The sequence below is a fragment of the Pigmentiphaga sp. NML080357 genome, assembly GCF_002188465.1.
Lineage (GTDB): Bacteria > Pseudomonadota > Gammaproteobacteria > Burkholderiales > Burkholderiaceae_B > Pigmentiphaga.
The window spans coordinates 152,282-173,710 of record NZ_NINW01000038.1; the positions used below are offsets into that span (position 1 = coordinate 152,282).

23 protein-coding genes and 1 tRNA gene are annotated in these 21,429 nt (G+C 66.8%); 21 read left to right on the forward strand and 3 right to left on the reverse strand.

All coding sequences use genetic code 11. The features are described 5' to 3' along the window. Nucleotides 1-6 precede the first annotated feature (6 nt). The 15 genes from dusB to CDO44_RS17755 all read left to right on the forward strand — a co-directional run bounded on the left by dusB (nt 7) and on the right by CDO44_RS17755 (nt 12,513). On the forward strand, nt 7-1,011 hold the full coding sequence (gene dusB / locus CDO44_RS17685; RefSeq protein WP_087781599.1) for a tRNA dihydrouridine synthase DusB: 1,005 nt from the start codon (nt 7-9) through the stop codon (nt 1,009-1,011). A 22-nt stretch (nt 1,012-1,033) separates the two neighbouring features. Beyond that, nucleotides 1,034-1,270 carry a helix-turn-helix domain-containing protein gene (locus CDO44_RS17690; RefSeq protein WP_087781600.1) on the forward strand — a complete coding sequence of 79 codons (237 nt, stop codon included), beginning with the start codon at nt 1,034-1,036 and terminating at the stop codon, nt 1,268-1,270. Nucleotides 1,271-1,331: 61 nt separating this feature from the next. Continuing rightward, complete coding sequence (gene purH / locus CDO44_RS17695) at nt 1,332-2,918, forward strand: bifunctional phosphoribosylaminoimidazolecarboxamide formyltransferase/IMP cyclohydrolase (RefSeq protein WP_087781601.1); 1,587 nt, start codon at nt 1,332-1,334, stop codon at nt 2,916-2,918. 141 nt (nt 2,919-3,059) lie between these two features. Continuing rightward, entirely contained in the window at nt 3,060-3,608 is a 549-nt protein-coding gene (ruvC, locus tag CDO44_RS17700) for a crossover junction endodeoxyribonuclease RuvC (RefSeq protein ID WP_087781602.1), read from the forward strand. A gap of 102 nt (nt 3,609-3,710) precedes the next feature. After that, on the forward strand, nt 3,711-4,286 hold the full coding sequence (gene ruvA / locus CDO44_RS17705) for a Holliday junction branch migration protein RuvA (RefSeq protein WP_087781603.1): 576 nt from the start codon (nt 3,711-3,713) through the stop codon (nt 4,284-4,286). A 44-nt stretch (nt 4,287-4,330) separates the two neighbouring features. Beyond that, nucleotides 4,331-4,978 carry a glutathione S-transferase family protein gene (locus CDO44_RS17710; protein WP_087781604.1) on the forward strand — a complete coding sequence of 216 codons (648 nt, stop codon included), beginning with the start codon at nt 4,331-4,333 and terminating at the stop codon, nt 4,976-4,978. A 115-nt stretch (nt 4,979-5,093) separates the two neighbouring features. Then, entirely contained in the window at nt 5,094-6,161 is a 1,068-nt protein-coding gene (gene ruvB / locus CDO44_RS17715) for a Holliday junction branch migration DNA helicase RuvB (RefSeq protein ID WP_087781605.1), read from the forward strand. Nucleotides 6,162-6,926: 765 nt separating this feature from the next. Then, nucleotides 6,927-7,364, forward strand: a complete 438-nt coding sequence (gene ybgC, locus CDO44_RS17720; protein WP_087781606.1) for a tol-pal system-associated acyl-CoA thioesterase — start codon at nt 6,927-6,929, stop codon at nt 7,362-7,364. Between the two features lie 55 nt (nt 7,365-7,419). After that, entirely contained in the window at nt 7,420-8,097 is a 678-nt protein-coding gene (tolQ, locus tag CDO44_RS17725; protein WP_087781607.1) for a protein TolQ, read from the forward strand. Further along, a complete protein-coding gene (gene tolR / locus CDO44_RS17730) occupies nt 8,097-8,543 on the forward strand; it encodes a protein TolR (RefSeq protein ID WP_198951380.1) in 447 nt (148 codons plus the stop codon). Before tolQ ends, tolR begins: the two co-directional genes overlap by 1 nt. Nucleotides 8,544-8,549: 6 nt before the next feature. Continuing rightward, nucleotides 8,550-9,503, forward strand: coding sequence for a cell envelope integrity protein TolA (gene tolA, locus CDO44_RS17735; RefSeq protein ID WP_087781609.1), 954 nt, complete (start codon nt 8,550-8,552; stop codon nt 9,501-9,503). Continuing rightward, nucleotides 9,503-10,864, forward strand: coding sequence for a Tol-Pal system beta propeller repeat protein TolB (gene tolB / locus CDO44_RS17740; RefSeq protein ID WP_087781610.1), 1,362 nt, complete (start codon nt 9,503-9,505; stop codon nt 10,862-10,864). The genes tolA and tolB overlap by 1 nt, the downstream gene beginning before the upstream one ends. 154 nt (nt 10,865-11,018) lie before the next feature. Next, nucleotides 11,019-11,555, forward strand: coding sequence for a peptidoglycan-associated lipoprotein Pal (pal, locus tag CDO44_RS17745; protein WP_087781611.1), 537 nt, complete (start codon nt 11,019-11,021; stop codon nt 11,553-11,555). 11 nt (nt 11,556-11,566) lie between these two features. Then, on the forward strand, nt 11,567-12,340 hold the full coding sequence (ybgF, locus tag CDO44_RS17750; protein WP_087781612.1) for a tol-pal system protein YbgF: 774 nt from the start codon (nt 11,567-11,569) through the stop codon (nt 12,338-12,340). Between the two features lie 97 nt (nt 12,341-12,437). Beyond that, nucleotides 12,438-12,513 (forward strand) — tRNA-Lys (locus CDO44_RS17755). A gap of 65 nt (nt 12,514-12,578) precedes the next feature. On the opposite strand, the gene CDO44_RS17760 is transcribed toward CDO44_RS17755, so the two are convergent. Both CDO44_RS17760 and CDO44_RS17765 read right to left on the reverse strand, forming a co-directional pair. Next, the gene (locus tag CDO44_RS17760) at nt 12,579-12,875 is read right to left on the reverse strand and encodes a hypothetical protein (RefSeq protein WP_233146249.1); all 297 of its coding nucleotides are present in this window, start codon (nt 12,873-12,875) and stop codon (nt 12,579-12,581) included. A gap of 352 nt (nt 12,876-13,227) precedes the next feature. Next, complete coding sequence (locus CDO44_RS17765; RefSeq protein WP_087781613.1) at nt 13,228-14,013, reverse strand: IclR family transcriptional regulator C-terminal domain-containing protein; 786 nt, start codon at nt 14,011-14,013, stop codon at nt 13,228-13,230. Between the two features lie 122 nt (nt 14,014-14,135). Between CDO44_RS17765 and CDO44_RS17770 the strand changes: the two genes are divergently transcribed. The 6 genes from CDO44_RS17770 (at nt 14,136) to CDO44_RS17795 (ending at nt 20,558) form a co-directional block, all read left to right on the forward strand. Then, entirely contained in the window at nt 14,136-15,113 is a 978-nt protein-coding gene (locus CDO44_RS17770; protein WP_087781614.1) for a tripartite tricarboxylate transporter substrate binding protein, read from the forward strand. Nucleotides 15,114-15,130: 17 nt separating this feature from the next. Beyond that, nucleotides 15,131-16,279 carry a Xaa-Pro peptidase family protein gene (locus CDO44_RS17775; RefSeq protein WP_158213327.1) on the forward strand — a complete coding sequence of 383 codons (1,149 nt, stop codon included), beginning with the start codon at nt 15,131-15,133 and terminating at the stop codon, nt 16,277-16,279. 17 nt (nt 16,280-16,296) lie between these two features. Then, nucleotides 16,297-17,139, forward strand: coding sequence for a TauD/TfdA family dioxygenase (locus CDO44_RS17780; protein ID WP_087781616.1), 843 nt, complete (start codon nt 16,297-16,299; stop codon nt 17,137-17,139). Between the two features lie 23 nt (nt 17,140-17,162). Then, nucleotides 17,163-18,131 carry an alpha/beta fold hydrolase gene (locus tag CDO44_RS17785; protein ID WP_087781617.1) on the forward strand — a complete coding sequence of 323 codons (969 nt, stop codon included), beginning with the start codon at nt 17,163-17,165 and terminating at the stop codon, nt 18,129-18,131. A gap of 86 nt (nt 18,132-18,217) precedes the next feature. Next, nucleotides 18,218-18,643, forward strand: coding sequence for an OsmC family protein (locus tag CDO44_RS17790; RefSeq protein WP_087781618.1), 426 nt, complete (start codon nt 18,218-18,220; stop codon nt 18,641-18,643). A gap of 166 nt (nt 18,644-18,809) precedes the next feature. Further along, a complete protein-coding gene (locus CDO44_RS17795) occupies nt 18,810-20,558 on the forward strand; it encodes a GGDEF domain-containing phosphodiesterase (protein ID WP_087781619.1) in 1,749 nt (582 codons plus the stop codon). On the opposite strand, the gene CDO44_RS17800 is transcribed toward CDO44_RS17795, so the two are convergent. Continuing rightward, the gene (locus tag CDO44_RS17800) at nt 20,555-21,424 is read right to left on the reverse strand and encodes a proteasome-type protease (RefSeq protein WP_087781620.1); all 870 of its coding nucleotides are present in this window, start codon (nt 21,422-21,424) and stop codon (nt 20,555-20,557) included. The two genes, CDO44_RS17795 and CDO44_RS17800, sit on opposite strands and share 4 nt — an antisense overlap. Between the last annotated feature and the right edge of the window lie 5 nt (nt 21,425-21,429).

A 21,429-nucleotide genomic window follows, 5' to 3' on the forward strand; every position in this document is an offset into this window, starting at 1 on the left:
TCAGTCATGCGCATTGGCCCCTACGACCTCCCGAACAACGTCTTCGTCGCCCCCATGGCGGGCGTCACGGACCGGCCGTTCCGCCAACTGTGCAAACGCCTGGGGGCCGGCCACGCCGTTTCCGAAATGGCCGCCAGCAATCCCAAGCTGTGGAATAGCGTCAAGACTTCCCGGCGCCTGGACCATGCCGGGGAAAGCGACCCCATCGCCGTCCAGATCGCCGGCAGCGACCCGGAAATGATGGCCCAGGCCGCGGTCTTCAACGTCGGCAAGGGCGCGCGCATCATCGACATCAACATGGGCTGCCCAGCCAAGAAAGTGTGCAACGTCGCCGCCGGCTCGGCGCTGCTGCGCGACGAAGACCTGGTCGCCCGCATCCTCGAAGCCGTCGTGCGCGCCTGCGCGCCCCTGGGCGTGCCCGTCACGCTCAAGACCCGAACCGGCTGGTGCCGCGCCGACCGCAACGTGCTGCGGGTCGCCCGCCGCGCCCAGGACATCGGCATCGCGGCCCTCGCCCTGCACGGGCGTACCCGCGAAGACCTCTACATGGGCCAGGCCGAATACGAGACGATCGCCGAGGTCAAGGCCGAGCTCGCCATCCCGGTCATCGCCAACGGCGACATCGATACGCCCGAGAAAGCGCGCCAGGTACTGGAGGCGACCGGCGCCGACGCCGTCATGATCGGCCGCGCGGCCCAGGGCCGCCCCTGGCTGTTCCGGGAAATCGATCACTACCTGCGCACCGGCGCCTTCCTGCCGGGGCCGACGCTCGCTGAAATGCGCGACCTGCTGCTCCAGCACCTGGACGACCACTACCGTTTCTACGGCGAATACACAGGCGTGCGCACCGCACGCAAGCACATCGGCTGGTATCTGAGCTCCCTGCCGGGCGGGCCGCAGTTCTGTGCACAACTGAATTTGATAGAAAACACGCGCGACCAATGGCACGCGGTGGCCGCATGGTTCGATCGTTCGATCGGGCCGCACGCCTCGCCGCGACTCGCTGCCTAGGCCGCGCTTCAAGGACAAAAACATGAAAGAACATACGCTTGAAGAATGCGTACGCCATACTCTGGACCGCTACTTCAAGGATCTCGAAGGCGAGACCACGAGCGGCATCTGGGACATGGTGCTGACCGCCGTCGAGCGTCCCATGCTCGAAGTGGTGCTCGAAAAGGCCGACCGCAACCAGTCGCGCGCCGCCGAGATGCTGGGCATCAACCGCAATACCTTGCGCAAGAAGCTCGACCATTACCAGATCAAGGTCTGACGCGGCCGCCCTCATCCCATTGCTCCGTGCCGGCCCTGGCACGCCATCCTGTCCAACTGATATGAAAATCGAACGCGCGCTTCTTTCCGTTTCTGACAAATCCGGCATCGTCGACTTCGCCAGGGCCCTGCACGACCGTGGCGTGCAGCTCCTGTCCACCGGCGGCACCGCCAAGTTGCTGGCCCAGTCCGGCCTGCCGGTGCAGGAAGTATCCGACTACACCGGCTTTCCCGAAATGATGGACGGCCGCGTCAAGACGCTGCATCCCAAGATCCACGGCGGCCTGCTCGCCCGGCGCGATGCGCAGGCGCACCTCGACGCCATCGCCAGTCACGGCATCGGCCGCATCGATCTGCTGGTGGTCAACCTCTATCCCTTCCGCGAAACCGTCGCCAAGCCCGGGTGCACGTTCGCCGACGCGGTCGAGAACATCGACATCGGCGGTCCGGCCATGCTGCGCGCGGCCGCGAAGAACCACGGCACCGAGGCGGGCGGCGTCACCGTCGTCATCGACCCGGCCGATTACGCGAAAGTCCTCGAGGAAATCGACGCCACCGGCGCCACCTCGTATGGACTGCGCCTGAACCTGGCCAAGAAGGTGTTCGCCCATACCGCCGCCTACGACGGCGCCATCGCCAATTACCTCACCAGCCTGGCCGAAGCTCCCGCGCAGGAAGCGGTGCCCGCGCGCGAGGCCTACCCGGAAATCCTCACCTTCCAGGTTTCCAAGAGCCAGGCCATGCGCTATGGCGAGAACCCCCACCAGTCGGCGGCGTTCTACCGGGACCCGGCGCCGGCGGCCGGCCTGCTCGCCAACTATCGGCAGTTGCAGGGCAAGGAACTCTCCTACAACAACATCGCCGATGCCGACGCGGCCTGGGAGTGCGTGCGCACCTTCGAGGCGCCCGCCTGCGTCATCATCAAGCACGCCAACCCGTGCGGCGTGGCCGTTTCCACCGACGCGCTCCACGCCTACCAACAGGCGTTCAAGACCGATCCCACTTCCGCGTTCGGCGGCATCATCGCCTTCAACCGCCCTGTCGACGCCGCGACCGCGCAGGCCGTCAGCAAGCAGTTCGTCGAAGTCCTGCTCGCGCCCGCCTACGATGATGGCGCGCGCGAGATCTTCGCCGCCAAGCAGAACGTGCGCCTGCTGGAAGTGCCGCCCGGCGACGGCGTCAACGCCTTCGACGTGAAGCGCGTGGGCGGCGGCTGGCTTGTGCAGCAGCCCGACGCCTTCAACGTCTCGCGCGACCAGCTCAAGGTCGTCACCAAGATCGCTCCCACCGAAGCGCAAATGGACGACCTGCTGTTCGCCTGGAAAGTCGCCAAGTTCGTCAAGTCCAACGCCATCGTCTTCGCCGGCGGCGGCATGACCCTGGGCGTGGGCGCCGGCCAGATGAGCCGCGTCGATTCCGCCCGCATCGCCTCGATCAAGGCCGAGAACGCCGGCCTCTCGCTCAAGGGTTCGGCGGTGGCGTCCGATGCCTTCTTCCCGTTTCGCGACGGCCTGGACGTGGTGGTGGACGCCGGCGCGACCTGCGTCATCCAGCCGGGCGGCAGCATGCGCGATCCGGAAGTCATCGCCGCCGCCGACGAGCGGGGCATCGCCATGGTGCTGACCGGCACCCGGCACTTCCGTCATTGATGGGCCCACCCCGCGCGGCTTACGTCGCACCCCTCAAGGGGCGGCGCTGGCGGACCGGCGGAGCCGGATCCGCGGCGCCCTGGATGGGGGCAGCGTTTTCAGGCGTTTCGGGTGGGGTGGTGATCTGATGGAATTGAGATCGTGCGCATATTAGGTGTGGATCCCGGCCTGCGGCGTACCGGCTTCGGGGTGATCGAATCGAACGGGGCACGGCTGCGCTACGTCGCCAGCGGCACCATCGTCGTGCCCGCGGACGATGATCTCTCCGGGCGGCTGAAGGTCATTCTCGACAATCTGCGGCAGGTCGTGCGGGATACCGCGCCCGATTTCGCGGCGATCGAGAAAGTCTTCGTCAACACCAATCCGGTTTCGACCCTGCTCCTGGGGCAGGCGCGCGGCGCCGCGCTGTGCGCGCTGGCCGACAGCGGCCTGGCGGTGCACGAGTACACGGCCTTGCAGATCAAGAAATCGGTGGTCGGCACGGGCCGCGCCGCCAAGATGCAGGTCCAGGCCATGGTGCAGCACCTGCTGTCGCTGGATGGCTCGCCCGCGGCGGATGCCGCCGATGCGCTCGCCTGCGCGATCTGCCATGCGCACGTCGCGCCGCTGGCCGACCGACTGCGCGAACAGAACGGTCATCCCGCATTCGGCCGCCGCGGCACCCGGCTGCGCGCCGGAAGACTGGTGTAGGGCCCGCCCTGGGGCGCGGCGGATCGGCAAAACCGGACCGCGGCGCCCTGCTTGAAGAAATGAGATAGCGTATGCTGCGGGGAAATTTTTGAAGGCCATTTCATGATCGGACGCCTGACCGGAACCCTGGTCGAGAAGCAGCCGCCCACCGTGTGCCTGGACGTGAACGGGGTCGGTTATGAACTCGACGTGCCGATGAGCACGCTCTACTCCCTGCCCGAGCTCGGGGCCAGGGTGACGCTGCTGACCCACCTCGCCATACGCGAGGATGCGCACGTGCTGTATGGCTTCGGCACGGCCGCCGAGCGCTCGACGTTTCGCGAACTCATCAAGGTCAGCGGCGTCGGCGCCAAGATCGCGCTGGCCGTGCTGTCCGGCATGACGGTATCCGAGTTGTCGCAGGCCGTCACCCTGCAGGAAGCCGGACGGCTGACGCGCGTGCCAGGCATCGGCAAGAAAACCGCCGAACGACTGCTGCTCGAGCTCAAGGGCAAGCTGGGCGCCGACCTCGGCGCCGCCGGCGGCACGGTGGCCGCGGATGGCCAGGCCGATATCCTCAATGCGCTGGTTGCGCTGGGCTATTCCGATCGTGAGGCCGTGGCCGCCGTGAAGAACCTGCCGGCAGGCGTGGGCGTATCCGAAGGCATCAAGCTGGCGCTCAAGGCCCTGGCGCGCTAGCGGACCGGCCGGCAGCAGTCGCCGGCACGCGGAGGGAAGACGGCATGCTAAGGATCTGGGGAAGGCGCAGTTCGTTCAATGTGCAGAAGGTCCTCTGGTTCGCGGGCGAACTAGGGCTGGCCTACGAGCACATCTCCGCCGGCGGCGACTTCGGCCTGGTTTCCACCCCGGATTTCCTGGCCATGAATCCCCACGGCCGGGTCCCGGTCATCGACGACGGCGGCACCGTGGTGTGGGAGTCGCACGCCATCCTGCGCTACCTGGCCGCCCGCTACGGCGCGCCGCGTTTCTGGCACGCAGACCCTGGGCAACGCTCCGAGGCCGAGCGCTGGATGGACTGGGCGCAAACCGCATTGCAGCCGGCCTTCCTCGGCGGCGTATTCTGGGGTTACTACCGGACTCCGCGGGCGCTGCGCGACCCCGTGCGGATACGTGAGCAAGTCGAGCTGAGCGCGGCGTATTTCACGCTGCTGGACGGCGTCCTGCGCGACCGGCCCTTTCTCGGCGGCGCGGTCCTTACGCTGGCGGACATCCCCGCCGGCACGGCCTTGTACCGCTACTTCGAGATCGACATCGAACGGCCCGAGATACCGCACGTCCGGGCCTGGTACCAGCGGCTGCAGCAGCGGCAGCCTTACCGCGCCCACGTCATGGTGCCTTTCGGCGAGCTGTACGGCAAGCTCGACTACTGACGGCACGTCGCGGGTCCGGACCGGAGCGCCGCCGACGGCGGCCGGCGGGCCGGGAAAAAGAAAAATCGCTGGCGGAACGGGCTAACATACAGCCAGTTCAAGGCAGAATACCCCCATGGCGATACAGCCCGACAAACTTTCCGCCCGAGACGACGCCCTCGATACACGCGTCATCTCTCCCCGCGCCTCCTCGCCCAACGAGGAAGCGATCGAACGCGCCCTGCGCCCCAAGGCACTCGACGAATACGTCGGCCAACGCCGCATCCGCGAACAACTGGAAATCTTCATCGCCGCGGCGCGCAACCGCCACGAATCGCTGGACCACGTGCTGCTGTTCGGCCCGCCTGGCCTGGGCAAGACCACCCTGGCCCACATCATTGCCCGTGAAATGGGCGTGCAACTGCGCCAGACCTCGGGGCCGGTGCTCGAACGTCCGGGCGACCTGGCCGCGCTGCTTACCAACCTCGAGAAAAACGACGTTCTCTTCATCGACGAGATCCATCGCCTGTCGCCCGTGGTCGAGGAAATCCTCTACCCCGCGCTGGAAGACTTCCAGATCGACATCCTCATCGGTGAAGGACCCGCGGCGCGCAGCGTCAAGCTCGACCTGCAGCCCTTCACGCTGGTCGGCGCCACGACCCGCGCCGGCATGCTGACCAACCCGCTGCGCGACCGCTTCGGCATCATCGCGCGCCTGGAGTTCTACACCGCCGAGGAACTGGCGTCCATCGTCACCCGAAGCGCGGGCCTGCTCAACGCCGCCATCGCCGAGGACGGCGCCCGGGAAATCGCCCGCCGTTCGCGCGGCACGCCCCGTATCGCCAACCGGCTGCTGCGCCGCGTGCGCGACTACGCCGAAGTCAAGGCCGGCGGCCGCATCACCGGCGAGGTCGCGCAGGCGGCTCTCTCCATGCTGGACGTCGACCCGGCCGGCCTGGACATCATGGATCGCAAGCTGCTGGAAGCCATCGTCTACAAGTTCGACGGCGGCCCGGTAGGCCTGGACAGCCTGTCGGCCGCCATCGGCGAGGAACGCGACACCATCGAGGACGTGATCGAACCCTACCTGATCCAGCACGGCTACGTACAACGCACGCCGCGCGGACGCATCGCCACGCAAGGCACCTACAGGCACCTGGGCCTCGCCCCCCCACCCCAGGCCGGCAGCGCCGAATTGTTCTAGAGGGGGGGGGGGAGCCCACCCCCTCCGCGCTTCGCGCGTCCCCCTCAAGGGGGCGGCGCTGGAAGGAGAGGCCACCCCACGCGGCTTACGCCGCGCCCCTCAAGGGGCGGCGCTGGCGGACCGGCAGGGAAGTCCACCCCACGGGGCCTGTGGCCCCGCCCCTCAAGGGGCGGCGCTGGCGGACCGGCAAAGCCGGATCCGCGGCGCCCTGGGTCTAGTACCGCTTTCTCCAATTGCCACACCGTTGCTACCGCTGGCAGCCAGCGAAGCAAAGGCGCCTCAACCCAAGAAAGCGGTCCTAGACCCAGGATGCGGTGGATCCGGCTCCGCCGGTCCACCCGCATCGCCCCCTGGGGGGCGCGCGTAAGCGCGTAGGGGGGGTAATACAAACACAAAAGCCCGTGCTGGGCATCCCCCAGTTCACGGGCTTCGCTGCGCAACGCGCAGTTGACATCAAGTCGGACGAGATCATGCACGGCACCGATGACGCGGCCATGACAGCAAACCGTCCGATCCATAAAAAGAAGGTGGAAGCGTCGATAACCCGAACGGCGCCACCCACGCACCCGAAGCCGCACAGGCTTGCATCAACGCTCCCTGCGGTCTGACGACCAGGCCGCGCTAAAGTTTCCCCCTTTACAAGCCGTCACAATTGGTGGAAAGGTAGGATCCGGACCGGATGCCCGGCGACGGCGGGTTGTTTACAATTTCGCCCCGGGGCCACCCCGCCTCCAAGCTTGCTAGACTCATACCAAGGTTCACCTCGTGTCCAACCCCGCCAGTGACGATTTCCGGTTTTCCATCCGGGTCTACTACGAAGATACCGACGCCGGCGGCGTGGTCTACTACGCGAACTATCTGAAGTTCTTCGAACGCGCGCGCACCGAATGGCTGCGCGCCTTGGGCGTAGAGCAGCGCGTGCTGGCCGAGGAAACGGGCTGCATCTTCGTGGTACGCGGAATCGAGGCCCAATACCGCCGGCCGGCCGCATTGGACGATCTTCTGACCATACGCAGCAAGGTATCGCGACTGGGCAAGGCTTCCATCGATTTTTCGCAGTTCTGCGAGCGCGGCGATGAACTGCTGGCGGCCGGCAAGGTCCAGGTAGGGTGCGTCGACCGGGCGACGATGCGCCCGCGCGCCCTGCCGGCGGGCCTGGCCCGCACGCTCGCCCCGCTGGCGGCGGAGCCCGCAACGGATTAACCCTCGATCAACCCTTCAGGCACTTTCTTCCCATCCGCCCCCCAAAGGACTTTGCATGAACGTCAACCAGGACATGTCTATCCTGTCCCTGATTACCCAGGCGAGCTTTACCGTCCAGTGCGTGATGGCCATCCTGGCCATCGTCTCGCTGATGTCCTGGACCTACATCTTCCGCAAGCGCTTCGCCATCAAGCGCGCCCAGCAGCAGACCGACCGCTTCGAGGCCGACTTCTGGTCGGGCGGCGACCTGAACATGCTGCACCAGGCCGTGACCGCCCGGCGCGGCGAGCAGGGCGCGCTGGCGCGCATTTTCGAGGCCGGGATGGCCGAGTTCGTGAAAAGCCGGCAGAACAAGCTGAACGACGTCAACACGCTGCTCGACGGCGCCCGCCGCGCGATGCGCGCCGCCTACCAGCGCGAGATGGACTCGCTCGAATCGCACCTCGCCTTCCTGGCCTCCACCGGCTCGGTCAGTCCCTACGTCGGCCTGTTCGGGACGGTGTGGGGCATCATGCACGCCTTCCGGGGCCTGGCCAACGTGGAACAGGCCACGCTCGCCAGCGTGGCGCCCGGCATCGCCGAGGCCCTGGTGGCCACCGCCATCGGCCTGTTCGCGGCGATTCCTGCGGTGGTCGCCTATAACCGGTTCTCGCACGACATCGACCGGCTGTCCATCCGCTTCGACAGCTTCATCGACGAGTTCCAGAACATCCTGCAAAGACAGGTGCGCTGATGCCTTCGACCCGCTCCAGCAATCGCGGCGGCCGCGGCGGACGCCGCTCCATGAACGAGATCAACGTGGTGCCGTACATCGACGTCATGCTGGTGCTGCTGGTGATCTTCATGGTCACCGCGCCCATGATGTCGCCCGGCGTCATCGACCTGCCCACGGTGGGCAAGGCGTCGCAGGTCCCGGTCAAGCCGCTCGAGGTCATCCTGGCCGCGGACGGCACCGTCACCATCCGCGACCGGGAACGCGGCGACAGCACGCCGCAAGCCATTCCGCGCAGCGATCTCGCGCGCGTCGCGCGCGACCGCCAATCCCAGCACCCCGACCAGCCCGTCGTCATCTCCGCCGATCGCAAGGCGCAGTACGAGTCCGTGCTGAAAGTCATGGACGAATTGCAGCGCCAGGGCGTCAAGCGAGTCGGCCTGCTGGTCAAGCAACAAGGCTCCTGATTGCCCATGGCGCCCAACGACCGCTCCAACCGACCTCTCCGTCAACCGCCCGAACCGGGCAAATGGAAGGCTTTCGGCCTGGCCGTGCTGATGCACCTCTTGCTGGCCGCCGCGCTGATCTTCAGCCTGAACTGGAATCGCCGCGCTCCCGGCCCCGTACAGGCCGAACTATGGACCGCGCTGCCCTCGCCCAACCAGCCCGAGCCGCCCGCCCCCACCCCCGAGCCCGAACCCCAGCCGGCCACGCCTCCGCCGCCCCCGCCTGCGCCCGAACCCAAGTTGACGCAGGAAAAACCCGACATCGCCATCGAGCAGGAAAAGAAACGCCGCGAGGAACGGGAGCGCCGCGAAGCCGAGGAAGCCGAACGCAAGCGCGAGCAGCAGCTGCAGGAAAAGAAGCTGGCCGAAAAACGCGCGCAGGAAAAGAAGGAAGCGGAGCAGCGCGAGGCCGAGAAGAAAAAGGCCGAGCAACTGGCCGCCCAGAAAGCCGCCGACGAGAAAAAAGCCGCGGCCGAGAAAGCCGCCGCGGAAAAGAAAGCCGCGGCCGAGAAGAAAGCCCAGGCCGAGCGCGACCGCAAGTTGCGCGAGGCCTTCCGCAACGACACGGCCCGCGCGGCCGGTCTGGAGGGCGGCCGCGAAGGCGGCACCGCCAATCGCAACCAGGCCGGCGGCGGGGGCGGCGATCCCGGCTATGCCGACCTGGTGCGCGCTTGCATCAAGCCCGGAGTCATTTATAGTGCAAGTGGCAGTTCCGCCGACGGGAACCCTACGGCCGTGTTCCGGGTCCAGTTGCTACCCACCGGGGAACAGGCAGGCGGGCCGCGCCTGGTTCGCTCCTCCGGCGTCGCCGCTTTCGACCGCGCGGTGGAAAACGGTATCCGGCGTTGCGATCCCTTCCCGCGGCCGTCTTCCGGCCGGTACGAGTCCAACATAGAAGTTCAATATCGGATGTTCGACTGATGACATTTGCAAATCCCGCTTTCCCCTCCTCGTCCGCCACGTCCGGCAGTATCCGCCTGCGAGACCTCGGCACCCGGCTAGGACGGCGGCTGCTGCAATGCGCCGCCGCGCTTGCCGCGACGGCCTTCGGATTGGGCGCCGCGCCTGCCCAGGCCCAGCTCACCGTCCAGATCTCCGGCGCCGGGGCCAACCAGTATCCCGTGGCCATCGCCAATTTCGAATCGGCCGATCCGCAAGGCCGGGCCATTGCCGAGATCATTCGCGCCGACCTGAACCGCACCGGCCTCTTTCGCCTCATCGACGCCGGCGAAACGCCCCTGTCCGACTCCGCCGTGATCGGCTTTGCCGCATGGAAGACCCGCGGCGCCGACGCGCTTGCGGTGGGCAGCGTGCAGCGCACCGGCGATGGCCGCTACGACATCCGCTATCGGCTGGTGGATACCGTCAAGCAGGCCCAGATCGACGGCGTCGCGTTCTCGTCCGGCGCCAACGAGATGCGCCGTACCGCGCACCAGATCGCCGACCGCATCTACGAGAAGTTGACGGGTGACCGTGGCATTTTCGCAACACGAATCGCCTACGTGCTCAAGCGCGACAACATCTACGAACTGCAGATCGCCGACGCCGACGGGCAGAACGCCCAGACCGCCCTGCGTTCGCGCGAGCCCATCATCTCGCCCTCGTGGTCGCCCGATGGCTCTCGGCTGGCCTACGTCAGCTTCGAATCCCGCAAACCGGTTGTGTATGTGCACACTATCACCACGGGCCAGCGGATTCCTGTTGCCAATTTCAAGGGGAACAACAGTGCCCCCGCCTGGGCGCCCGACGGCAACCGCTTGGCGGTCGTTCTGACGCGCGACGGGCTCTCGCAGCTCTACATGTTGAACGCCGACGGTTCCGGCCTGCGGCGCCTGACCCAGTCGCCGGGCATCGACACGGAACCGACTTTCACGACCGACGGACGCGCCATACTCTTCACCAGCGACCGGGGCGGCAGCCCGCAGATCTACCGGCTCAACCTGGACAACAACCAAGTCGAGCGCGTTACGTTCAAAGGGGCTTACAATATTTCTCCCCAGTTGTCGCCTGATGGCAAAACCTTGCTGTACGTCACCCGCCGCGCCGGCTTCCAGATAGCTTCGCTAGACCTTGCCACCGGTAATGAGCTCGTCCTCACCAACGGCGGCAGGGACGAATCCCCCAGCTTCGCACCCAACGGAAAGATGATTCTTTATGCAACATCGCAGTCCGGCCGCGGTGTTCTGGCTGCGGTTTCGAGCGACGGTCGCGTCACCCAGACATTGTCGGTGCTCAACGGCGACGTGCGCGAACCCACCTGGGGGCCTTTCCTCAACAATTGATTACCTGGAATGGGCCATGCTGTCGCGGCTCCGCATCGTTGTCACGTCTTGCAACGTTGTCTGCCGTGTGGCCCATGTGACACTTTAGGATCACGTTTCCGCTAGTCATTGTCTTTCCAAACCCACTATCGTCGTCGAAACCCAAGGAAAAATCATGTCTACTCGTGCATTCAAAATGTTCGTCGTGGCGAGCGTTGTCGCGGTAGTCTCGGCTTGCAGCAGCCCCGTCAAGCTCGATGAGAGCAGCAACGTCCCGGTCGAAGACCGTTCCGGCCAGACCTCCGGAGCCAATCCCAACGGCGTGGCGCGCGTCGATACGACCCAGCAAGGCCTCGATCCGCTCAACGATCCCAAGGGCGTGCTGGCGCAGCGGTCCGTGTACTTCGACTTCGACAGCTACGTCGTCAAGGACCAGTACCGTCCCATCGTCGAGAACCATGCCCGGTTCCTGAACAACAACCGCAACCGCAAGGTCGTGATCGAGGGCAACACCGACGACGTCGGCAGCAGCGAGTACAACCTGGCACTGGGCCAGCGCCGCTCCGAAGCCGTCCGCCGCATGATGGTGCTGCTGGGCGTGCGCGACGACCAGGTCGAAGCCATCAGCTTCGGCAAGGAAAAGCCCAAGGCGACCGGTACGGATGAAGCCTCCCGCGCCGAAAACCGCCGCGCCGACATCGCCTACCGCTAAGGATCCGCCTTATGACGCTCCGCATTTCCCGCCTCCGGCTGCTGGCCGCCACCGCCTGCATCGGCGCCAGCCTGTCGGGTTTCTCGGCCCACGCGGCCCTGTTTTCCGACGACGAGGCGCGCCAGGCCATCATCGACCTGCGCAAGGAAGTGCGCGAGCGAGCCGATCAGCAAAGCCGCAAGCTGGCCGACGATCTGGCCCAGAGCCAGCGCAGCCAGCTCCAGCTCGCTTCGCAGATCGAACAGTTGCAACAGGAAATCGCCCGCCTGCGCGGTCAGATCGAAATCCTGACTAAGCAGGTGGCCGATACCCAGCAGGCCCAGAAAGACATCTACCTGGACGTCGACACCCGCCTGAAGCGCCTGGAGCCGCAAACGGCCTCGATCGACGGACAGCAGGCCACCGTGGGCGCGGACGAGAAACGCGCCTACGACGCCGCCATCGACCTCTTCCGCAACGGCAACTACGCCGACGCCATCCCCGCCCTGTCGAACTTCGTCCGCCAGTATCCGCAAAGCCCCTACGCGCCGGCCGCGCAGTTCTATATCGGCAGCAGCCACTACGCGCTCAAGGACTACAAGGCGGCGATCGCGCAGCAGCAATCGCTGGTCAAGAACTATCCCAGCAACGTCCGTGCGCCGGACGCGCTGCTCGTCATAGCCGGCAGCCAGGTCGAGCTGAACGACCGGCGCGGCGCGCGCAGCACGCTGGAACGCATCATTCGCGACTATCCCGGCGTCCCCGCCGCGCAGACCGCGAAGGATCGCCTCGAGCTCCTGAAGTAGAGTTCCTGAAGTAAGGCATTCGCGGCGCACTTGCCCTCCCGCATCGCGCACGCTTTGTTTGACAAGCTCATGTGAACTTGCCATAATTTCGGGCTTCGGGTCGTTAGCTCAGTCGGTAGAGCAGCGGACTTTTAATCCGTTGGTCGCGCGTTCGAGTCGCGCACGACCCACCAGATGTAAAAAAGGCCCCCGCCATGGCGGGGGCCTTTTCTTTTGGCTCAGGATGGCTCGATAGCCTCTATTCGTTCGTAACCGCCTTGGGATGCAGCCGCAAGGTGGCCTGGGAGGAAGAAGGCCCTTGCGCGGCATACGGGCGCATCGCCCGCATATCCGTCACGTTTTCGATCCCTTCGTCCTTGACCCGTTTCAGAAAGCTCACGCGCTCCCGGTAATACTCGGCATACATGACCGCGTCGCGCACGCGTTGTTCGGCGCGATAGAGCGCCATTCTCGCCTCGTACAGCGCCTTCTCGGCTTCCTTTTCCGGCGTTGGGGCGTGACTCAGAACCCATCTGCGAAGCCACTCGAGCATCATGCCCTCCAATTGAGATCAGGTTGGCAATGAGCTTAATGCAGGATCTTCTCCGGCAATCGATTTTCGCGCCTGTGTTGTTTTCTTATGTGTAACGCTTTTACCAGGCGTCACGCCCCACGGACGGCGGATGAGGAAACCGCGGCATCGCCTGGTGGGGGGATGCGGGCCACGGCCGGTCCCCTTTTCGCGCGCAAGATCCGTCCAGATGCCGGCCACAACGGGCAAGTAGGCCGCAAGATCGCGCCAAGCGGCAAACTGGCCCGGCCCGCCGGCAAGACGGCCGCCGGCGTCGTGGAGTGGCGCCGGGGAATTGCGAAATTTTCAATCCGTTGCCATGCGCTCCCGGGCCGCCTCACCGGGGCATCATCGACTGGATCTGCCCGGCGGCACGCAGCAGCACCGGCAGGCACTCGCTCTTCAACTCGGCTGCCTTGCGGCTGCCCAGCACCATGCTCACGCTCAGGCCCGCGACCATGCGTCCGTCGTGCCCGCGCAGCGGCACCGCCACGCCGGCAAAGCCATCCACCAGCTCGCTGACGGAAATGCAATAGCCGTCGCTGCGCACCTGCCTGACGAGCTTGCGCAATGCCGTCTTCGAGACGGTGGTGCTCGAAGTCAGGCGCTTGAGCTCCACCGTCTGGAGATAGGTTTCCAGCGCGGCATCCTCCAGGCCGGAGAGCAGCACGCGGCCCAGCGAGTGGGGATAGGCGGGCAGCCGGCTGCCTACCGACAGGTCCAGGCGGAACGGCTTGGGCGCATCTTCGCGCGCAAGAAAAACGACATCCTCGCGATCGAGCACGCCAAGCGAGCACGTCTCTCCCAGCGTATCGGCCACCTGCCGCATGGCCGCGCGCGCCAGTTGCGGCAGCTTCATCGCCGCGAAATAGGCGTAGCCCAGGTCCAGCACCTTGGGCGTGACGGAGAACTGCCTTCCCGCCTGATTCACATAGCCGAGCTTCTCGAGCGTCAGCAGGATGCGCCGCGCCGCGGCGCGGGTCACGTCCAGCCGTTCGGCCACCTCCTGCATGGTCAGCGCCGGCACCCCGCTCGCGTAGATCTGCAGCACCTGCAACCCGTTGGCCAGGCCATCGAGGAACTCCTCCTTCTTTTCCTTTTCTTCGCTCAGCGTCATGTTCATCCGTATCCGAGGCAGTGTCGCGGATTGTAGTTTGACAGCGCCTCGCTCCGGGCGTAAATTGAATTAGCGAACATTTGTTCGCTAATTGAGGGGTGCATATCGAACCCCGAAGAGGAGACATCATGACCAACACGTTCAAGCTGGGATTGGCCTGCGCGGCGCTCGCCGGGCTCGTCTCGGCCGCCGCGGCGGGCGCGGCCGAGACCTATCCCGCCAAGCCGATCCGCTTCATCGTCCCCGCGGCCGCCGGCGGCCCGACCGAGATCGTCACGCGCCTGCTGGCCGAGAAAATGTCCGACAGCATGGGCGTGCCCGTGGTCGTCGAAGCCAAGCCCGGCGCCGGCGGCAACATCGGCGCGGACGCCGTCGCCAAGGCAGCCCCCGACGGCTACACGGTGCTGATGGGCACCATAGGCACGCACGCCATCAACCAGACGCTCTACCGCTCGCTGCCCTTCGATCCGATCAAGGACTTCGCGCCGGTCACCCAGGTCGTGTCGTATCCGCTCATGGTGGTCTGCAATCCCAAGCTGCCGGTGCGCAACGTCGCCGAGCTCATCGCTTACGCCAAGGCCCATCCCGGCGTGCTGAACCGAGCTTCGGGCGGCAGCGGCACGTCCATGCACATGTCCGGCGAGCTTTTCAATGAGATGGCCGGCATTTCCATGCAGCACATCCCCTACAAGGGCAGCCTGCCGGCGCTGACCGACGTCATGGGCGGCCAGGCCGACCTGGCCTTCGACAGCATGGTGGTGGCGCTGCCGCTGGTCAAAGCCGGCAAGCTGCGCGCCCTGGCCGTCACCGGCCCGCAGCGTTCGCCCGCGGCTCCCGACGTGCCGGCCATCGCCGAGACCGTGCCGGGCTACGCGATGACTTCGTGGATAGGCGTGTTCGCACCGGCGGGCACGCCCCGCCCCATCGTCGACCGGCTGCAGCGCGAGATCGCCAAGGCGCTCACCGACCCCAAGATCAAGGAACAACTGGTTTCTCAAGCCGCCGACCCGGTCGGCAGCACCCCCGACGACTTCGCCCGCTTCGTCCGCGAGGAAACCCGGAAATGGGCACCCATCGTCAAGGCGTCGGGCGCGTCGGTATCTTGAACCACGGAGACACATCCATGCAGGCCATCGATTTCCCGGCGCGGCGCCGCAACGTCGCCCGCCACGTTCGCGAGGCGGGCTTCGACGCCTATCTCGGCACGCGCCAAGGCGCATTGCACTACCTGAGCGGCGCCTTCATGCCGTGGCGCGGCGCCGTGCTGGTCACGGCGGACGGCGCGTGCGAATTCCTCTACTGGGCCATGGACGCGGCCCGGGTCTCGGCCGAGGGGCACGAGATCGACATGCATACCTTCGAGTTCTCCGACTTCCCGCAATTGATCGCGCAGCGCCTGCGCCATCACGGCCTGGACGCCGGTCGCGTCGGCCTGGATCTCGCACACCCCGGCGCCGCGCAAGTGGCGCCCGGCATGCTGACCGCGGCGGAGTACTTCGAGATCGCCGAACAGCTGCCCAATGCGAAGCTGGAGAACGGCGTCGACCTCATCGACGAAGCCATGCTCATCAAGGACGCCGCCGAGATCGAGCGCCTGCGCCACGCGGCCCATGTATCCGACCATGGCTTCGAGCAGGGGCTGGCCGCCATCCGGCCCGGCGCGACCGAGAACGAGGTGGCGGGAGAAATCGAACGCGCCATCCGCCGGCGCGGCAGCACGTGGTCGTGGGCCGTCACCGGCGGCACCGAGGTAGGCGCCGGCGAACGCACCGGCTTCCTGCGTGGCGTCACCCAGCAGGCCACCGACCGTCCCATCCGGAACAACGAATTCGTCATCCTCGACCTGCATCCCATGCTGGACCTCTACCTGGCCGATACCGCGCTGCCGGTCTTCCTGGGCAAGCCGGACGCGCGCCAGCAAGCCATGATCGATTGCTGGGAAGCGACCGTGGACACGATGCTGGCCGGCCTGCGGCCGGGGCGCCCGATTCCCGACTGCGTAAAAGAGGGGCTGGCGGTGTTCGAGAAGTTCGGCCTGCGCGAATTCGGCCTGCCGCTGTTCGGACACGGGCTGGGCACCTGCGCCCGCACGCGTCCCTTCATCAATCTGCGCAGCCAGGACGTCGTGCGGCCCGGCATGGTGGCCGCGCTGGGCACGCATCTCTACCAGCCGGGCGTGGGCGGCCTGCGGCTCGAATATCCCGTCCTCATCGGCGAACAAGGCGCCGAGCCGCTGGTGCGCACGCCCGCGCGCGTGCAGCGCGTTTCCTGATACACGAGGAGCCATCCATGCAAGCCACTCCGCTCAGCCCCTTGATCGGCGCCGCCATTCGCGGCGTGGACCTCGGCAACCTGGACGATGCGACGTACGACCGCATCTACCAGGCGTTCCTCGACCACCAGTTGCTCGTGTTCAAGGACCAGGCCCTGTCGCCGGCACGGCAACTGGCCTTCAGCCGCCGTCTCGGTCCGCTCGACATCCACGTGCTGTCCCAATACAACCACCCCGAGTATCCCGAGATCTTCGTGCTGTCCAACGAGGTCAAGAACGGCGTGCCCGCCGGCATCGCCGACGGCGGCTCCTACTGGCACTCCGACTTCGCCTTCCGCGAAAAACCCGCCAAGGCCACGATACTCAATGCCCAGGTCATTCCCCCTGAGGGGGGCAATACCCTGTTCGTCAACATGTACCGCGCCTACGATGACCTCGACGACGAAACGCGATCGCGGCTGGAAGGCCAGCGCGCCGTGCACCGCTATCGCCCGCGCCGCGACAAGACCGACGACGGCACACGCGTGGTCATGGACCGCGCCCAGCTCGCGCAGACGCCCGACGTCGTGCACCCCATCGTGCGCACTCACCCCGAGACCGGCCGCCGGGCGCTGTTCGTCCATCCGGGCATGACGGCGGAAATCGTCGGGTGGCCAGAAGAGGAAAGCCGCCGGATGCTGGACTACCTGTTCGCCCACTGCACGCAGGAAAGCTACCAATATGCGCTCCAGTGGTCGCCCGGCGACGTGGTCATGTGGGACAATCGCTGCGTCATGCACAAGGCCACCACGCGGGACTTGCCGGCGCACTTGAAGCGCACCATCCTGCGCACGACCGTGCTGGGCGACCGGCCGGTCTGACCTCCTCTTCGCCTACGGAAGCCATGCCCGACGTCGTCGCCTCGACCGGCATTCATGCCGAGCCGGAACTGCCGCTCGACAGCGGCGCGCGCCTGGCACCGGCGCTTCTCGGCTGGTGCCGCTATGGCCCGGAGCCGGCGCGGGCCAGGCGCATCGTGCTGTTCCTGCATGGCATCTCCGCCAGCCCCCAGGCCCTGCCCGTGCCCGGCGCCGCGCCCGCGCCCGATACGGGCTGGGGAGCGGACTGGATCGGCCCCGGCCGCCATTTCGACACCCGCGACTGCTGCGTGCTCGTGCCCAATGCCCTCGGGTCGTGCTTCGGCTCGAGCGGACCGGCCGACGCCGATCCCGAACGCTTTCCCGCCATCACCATCGGCGATACGGTACGCCTGCAGGGAAGATGGCTCGCGGCACAGGGCATCGATCGGCTGGACGAGGTGATCGGCTATTCCTACGGCGGCTACCAGGCCTTCCAATGGGCCGTGGGCGGCCCCGTCGAAACCGGGCGGATCGCCGTGCTTGCCTCCTCTGCGCTAGGCAGCGGGTCCCCGGCGGAGCTGGACAGGTTGCGCGCGCTGGCCCGCGCCTGCCGGCAAGACGACCCGCGGGGGCGGGCACAGTGGCGGCGGCTGCGCGAAGCGACGCTGGCCCGGTACGGCATGGCCGACTGGCTGGCCGCCCAGGGATGCGCCGATCCTGCCGCACGCATCGCGGCAGAGGCAAAGGCCTGGGCGGAACGGTTCTCGCCGTGGTCGCTGGCAGCCCTGCGCGCCGCGGCCATGGCCTTCGACGTGCGCGCGCGACTGGCATCCTGCCGCGTCCCGCTCGCCTGGCTGCGCGGCGCCGGGGATCTGCTCTTTCCGCCGGAAAACGAAAACCCGGCCGCGCCGTCTATCCGGCAGGCCACTGTTCCCGGCCTCGCGGGACACCTGTCCCCGTTGCTGGAGAGCGCCGCGTGGCAAGCGGCGCTGCGCAGCCTGCAGCAAGCCTGAGCGCGTTACAGCCGCTTGCGATTCGGCTCGCCCGCAAGGCGCACGGGTGGCGTTAAGCTAATCGGCCAGTCATCCAGGAGGCGCTCATGAAGAAAACGGCATCGGCCGTCTGGAAAGGCGGCATCAAGGACGGCAAGGGCACACTGTCCACCGAAAGCGGCGTGCTGGCCCAGACGCCCTACAGCTTCCATACCCGGTTCGAGGGAGGCAAGGGAACCAACCCCGAAGAGCTCATAGGCGCGGCCCATGCCGGCTGCTTCTCGATGGCGCTTTCGGCCGAGCTGGGCAAGGCAGGCATGACCGCCGAAAGCATAGAGACCACGGCCACGGTCACGCTGGACAAAGTCGGCGACGGTTTCTCCATCACCACCGTACACCTGGACGTGACCGTCTCCATACCCGGCGCGGCCCAGGCGGCCTTCGAAGCGGCGGCCAACGCCGCCAAGGCCGGCTGCCCGGTCTCCAAGGTGTTGAATGCGCAGATCACCATGGACGCCCGCCTGAAGGCCTGACGTCCACGGAAGGGCGGGGCGCGGGACACAGTCGGCAGGAACCCAGGGCAAACCCCTGGAAACCGCGATCTGTCGCCATTCCGCCCTGCCCGGCCACGACCGCTTGTGATTCAATAGGGGCCGCGGCGGACGCCGCGTAGAGTCCTGGTCGTGGAGGAATGACACCGTGCAGATCGATGCGCAAGCCACGACGGCGTGGTCCGCGCAGCAATTGGCCGCCGCTGCCTATCAATTGGCGATGCAGTCGGCGCCCTGCGGCATGTTCATGTGCGACGCCCAGGGCGTCTTCACCATGGTCAATCCCGCCTATGAGCGCATCACGGGCTATCCTGCAGCCCAATTGATCGGCAAGTGCCGCTTCGACGCCTTGCATGACCCCTCTGAAGTGGCCGTCCGCCAGGACGAGCTGTCGAACCCTCCGGTACGCGACATCGTCGGCGTGCTGCCGGGCGCGCCGCTGATGGCCAACCAGGGCGCAGAAGCCGACTGGACTTACCTGCGCCGCAACGGCTCGCGCCTGGCGGTCACCCTCGCGCTCACCCGGCTCAGCGATGCCCGCGGACAGACCGCCGGCTATGTGGGCACGGTGTTCGAGAATCCCCGGCGCCATCGCAATGGCCTGCAACTCTGGCATTTGCTGCACCACGATCCCCTCACGGGCCTGCCCAACCAGGAATTGCTGGAAGAGCGCCTGGGCCTGGCTCTTGAACGCGCCAAGGCAAGAAGCGAACCCGTCCTGCTGGTCCTGCTGGAACTCGACAACCTGCGCACGCTGCGCGATACGCTGGGCCAGGGTGCGGCCGACGCCGCGGTCAAGCAAGTCGCCGCACGCCTGAAGCGGCTGTGCGGCGACGATCACGTGCTCGGCCTGATGCGCGGATCGCTGTTCGTCATGATATCGAGCGGCCGCAACACGCTTTCCGCCGAACGCGAAGCGGCCTTGCTGGCCGAGGTGTCGCGGCCCATTCCTTTCACGCCCGCGACGCTGCACGTAACCGCCAGCGTCGGCATCAGCTCCTACCCCACCGCCGGCAACGATCCGCGCGCCCTGCTGCAGCGGGCCCTGCTGGCCCTGAATGCGGCAAGCCGCAGCGGCGGCGGGACTGCCCGCCATTTCGACTTCGGCATGCAGACACAATCTGTCCGCCGCAACCACCTCGAGGCGCTGCTGCGCGAGGCGGTCGAGGCGCGTCAGTTCTCGCTGGCCTACCAGCCGCAGGTCGACCTGCGCACCGGCCGCATCACTCGCGCGGAAACGCTGCTCCGGTGGCGGCATCCGCAGCTCGGGGCGATCGGGCCCGCCGAATTCGTGCCCATGGCGGAAGACCTCGGCCTGATGGACGAACTCGGTGAATGGGTGCTCGACGGCGCATGCCAGCAGGCGGTGCGCCTGCTCGCCAAATTCGGCCAGTCGCCTTGCATGGCGATCAACGTGTCCCCCACGCAGCTGCGCGACCGCAAGCTCTACGGCATCGTGGCCGCGGTCCTGGAACGCTGGCGGCTGCCGCCGGGCAGCATCGAGCTCGAGATCACCGAGGGGCTGTTGCTGGACAATACCCGCCAGGTGGTGGACACCTTGCACAGCCTGCGCAAGCTCGGCGTGGAGATCGCCATCGACGACTTCGGCACCGGGTACTCCAGCTTCGCCTACCTGACGCGCTTCCCGGTCAATCGCATCAAAATCGACCGCTCGCTGGTGCGGGCCATTTCGTCGGTCAAGAACGGCGACGCCATCATCAGCGCGATCATCGGCATGGCGCATGCGCTCGGCATCAAGGTCACGGCCGAAGGCGTCGAGACCGCCGCGCATGCCCGCCGGCTGGGCGAGCTGGGTTGCGACGAAGCCCAGGGCTTCTGGTTCTCGCGGCCGCTGACGGCGCAGGCCCTGGAGAACGCGCTCGCGCCGATCGGCTAGCCGGGCTCGGCGGGCCCCGCCTGGGACTGGGCAAGGGTCTGCGCCAGCGCCGGTTCGTGCACCGATTTGTAGGGTCCGGTCCCGGGCGCCAGCGGCGGCTCGGAACGCATCGGCGACTTGCCCGGCGGCAACGCCGACACCGGCGTCCACTGCGGGTCGGGGATCTCGGCGAACACCTGCCGCAGCCGTTCGCCCCAGGACGTGTGGATCATCCTGAAATAGTCGTTGTCATGGTCGATCAGCGCGAATTTGGTCACGCGCAGGCTGTCCTTCTCGTAGACCAGCAAGTCCAGCGGCAATCCGACCGACACGTTGGACCTGAGCGTGGAATCCATGGAGATCAGCGCGCACTTGGCCGCCTCGTCCAGCGGCATGGCGGGAGTCAGCACCCGGTCCAGGATGGGCTTGCCGTACTTGGCTTCGCCGATCTGGAAATACGGGCTCATGGTGGAGGCCTCGATAAAGTTGCCCGCCGCGTAGATCTGGAACAGCCTCATGCCCTGGCCGCGGATCTGGCCGCCGAGGATAAAGCTGCAATTGAATTCGATGTTGAAATCGTGCAGCGCGCTGCCGTGCATCTGGTAGACCTCGCGCACGGCCTTGCCCACCAGCCGGGCCGCCTCGAACATGTTCGGCACGTTCCATGGCGTGGGCTGCTCCGGGTCGGCCGGCTCGGCCAGCAGCTGCACGACGGACTGGGTCAGCGCCAGATTGCCCGCCGTCAACAGCACCATCACCCGCTCGCCGGGCTGCTCGAACACGGTCATCTTGCGGAAAGTGCTGACGTGGTCCACGCCCGCGTTGGTGCGGGTGTCGGCCAGGAACACCAGGCCCCGGTCCACGCGCATCGCCACACAATAGGTCATACCGG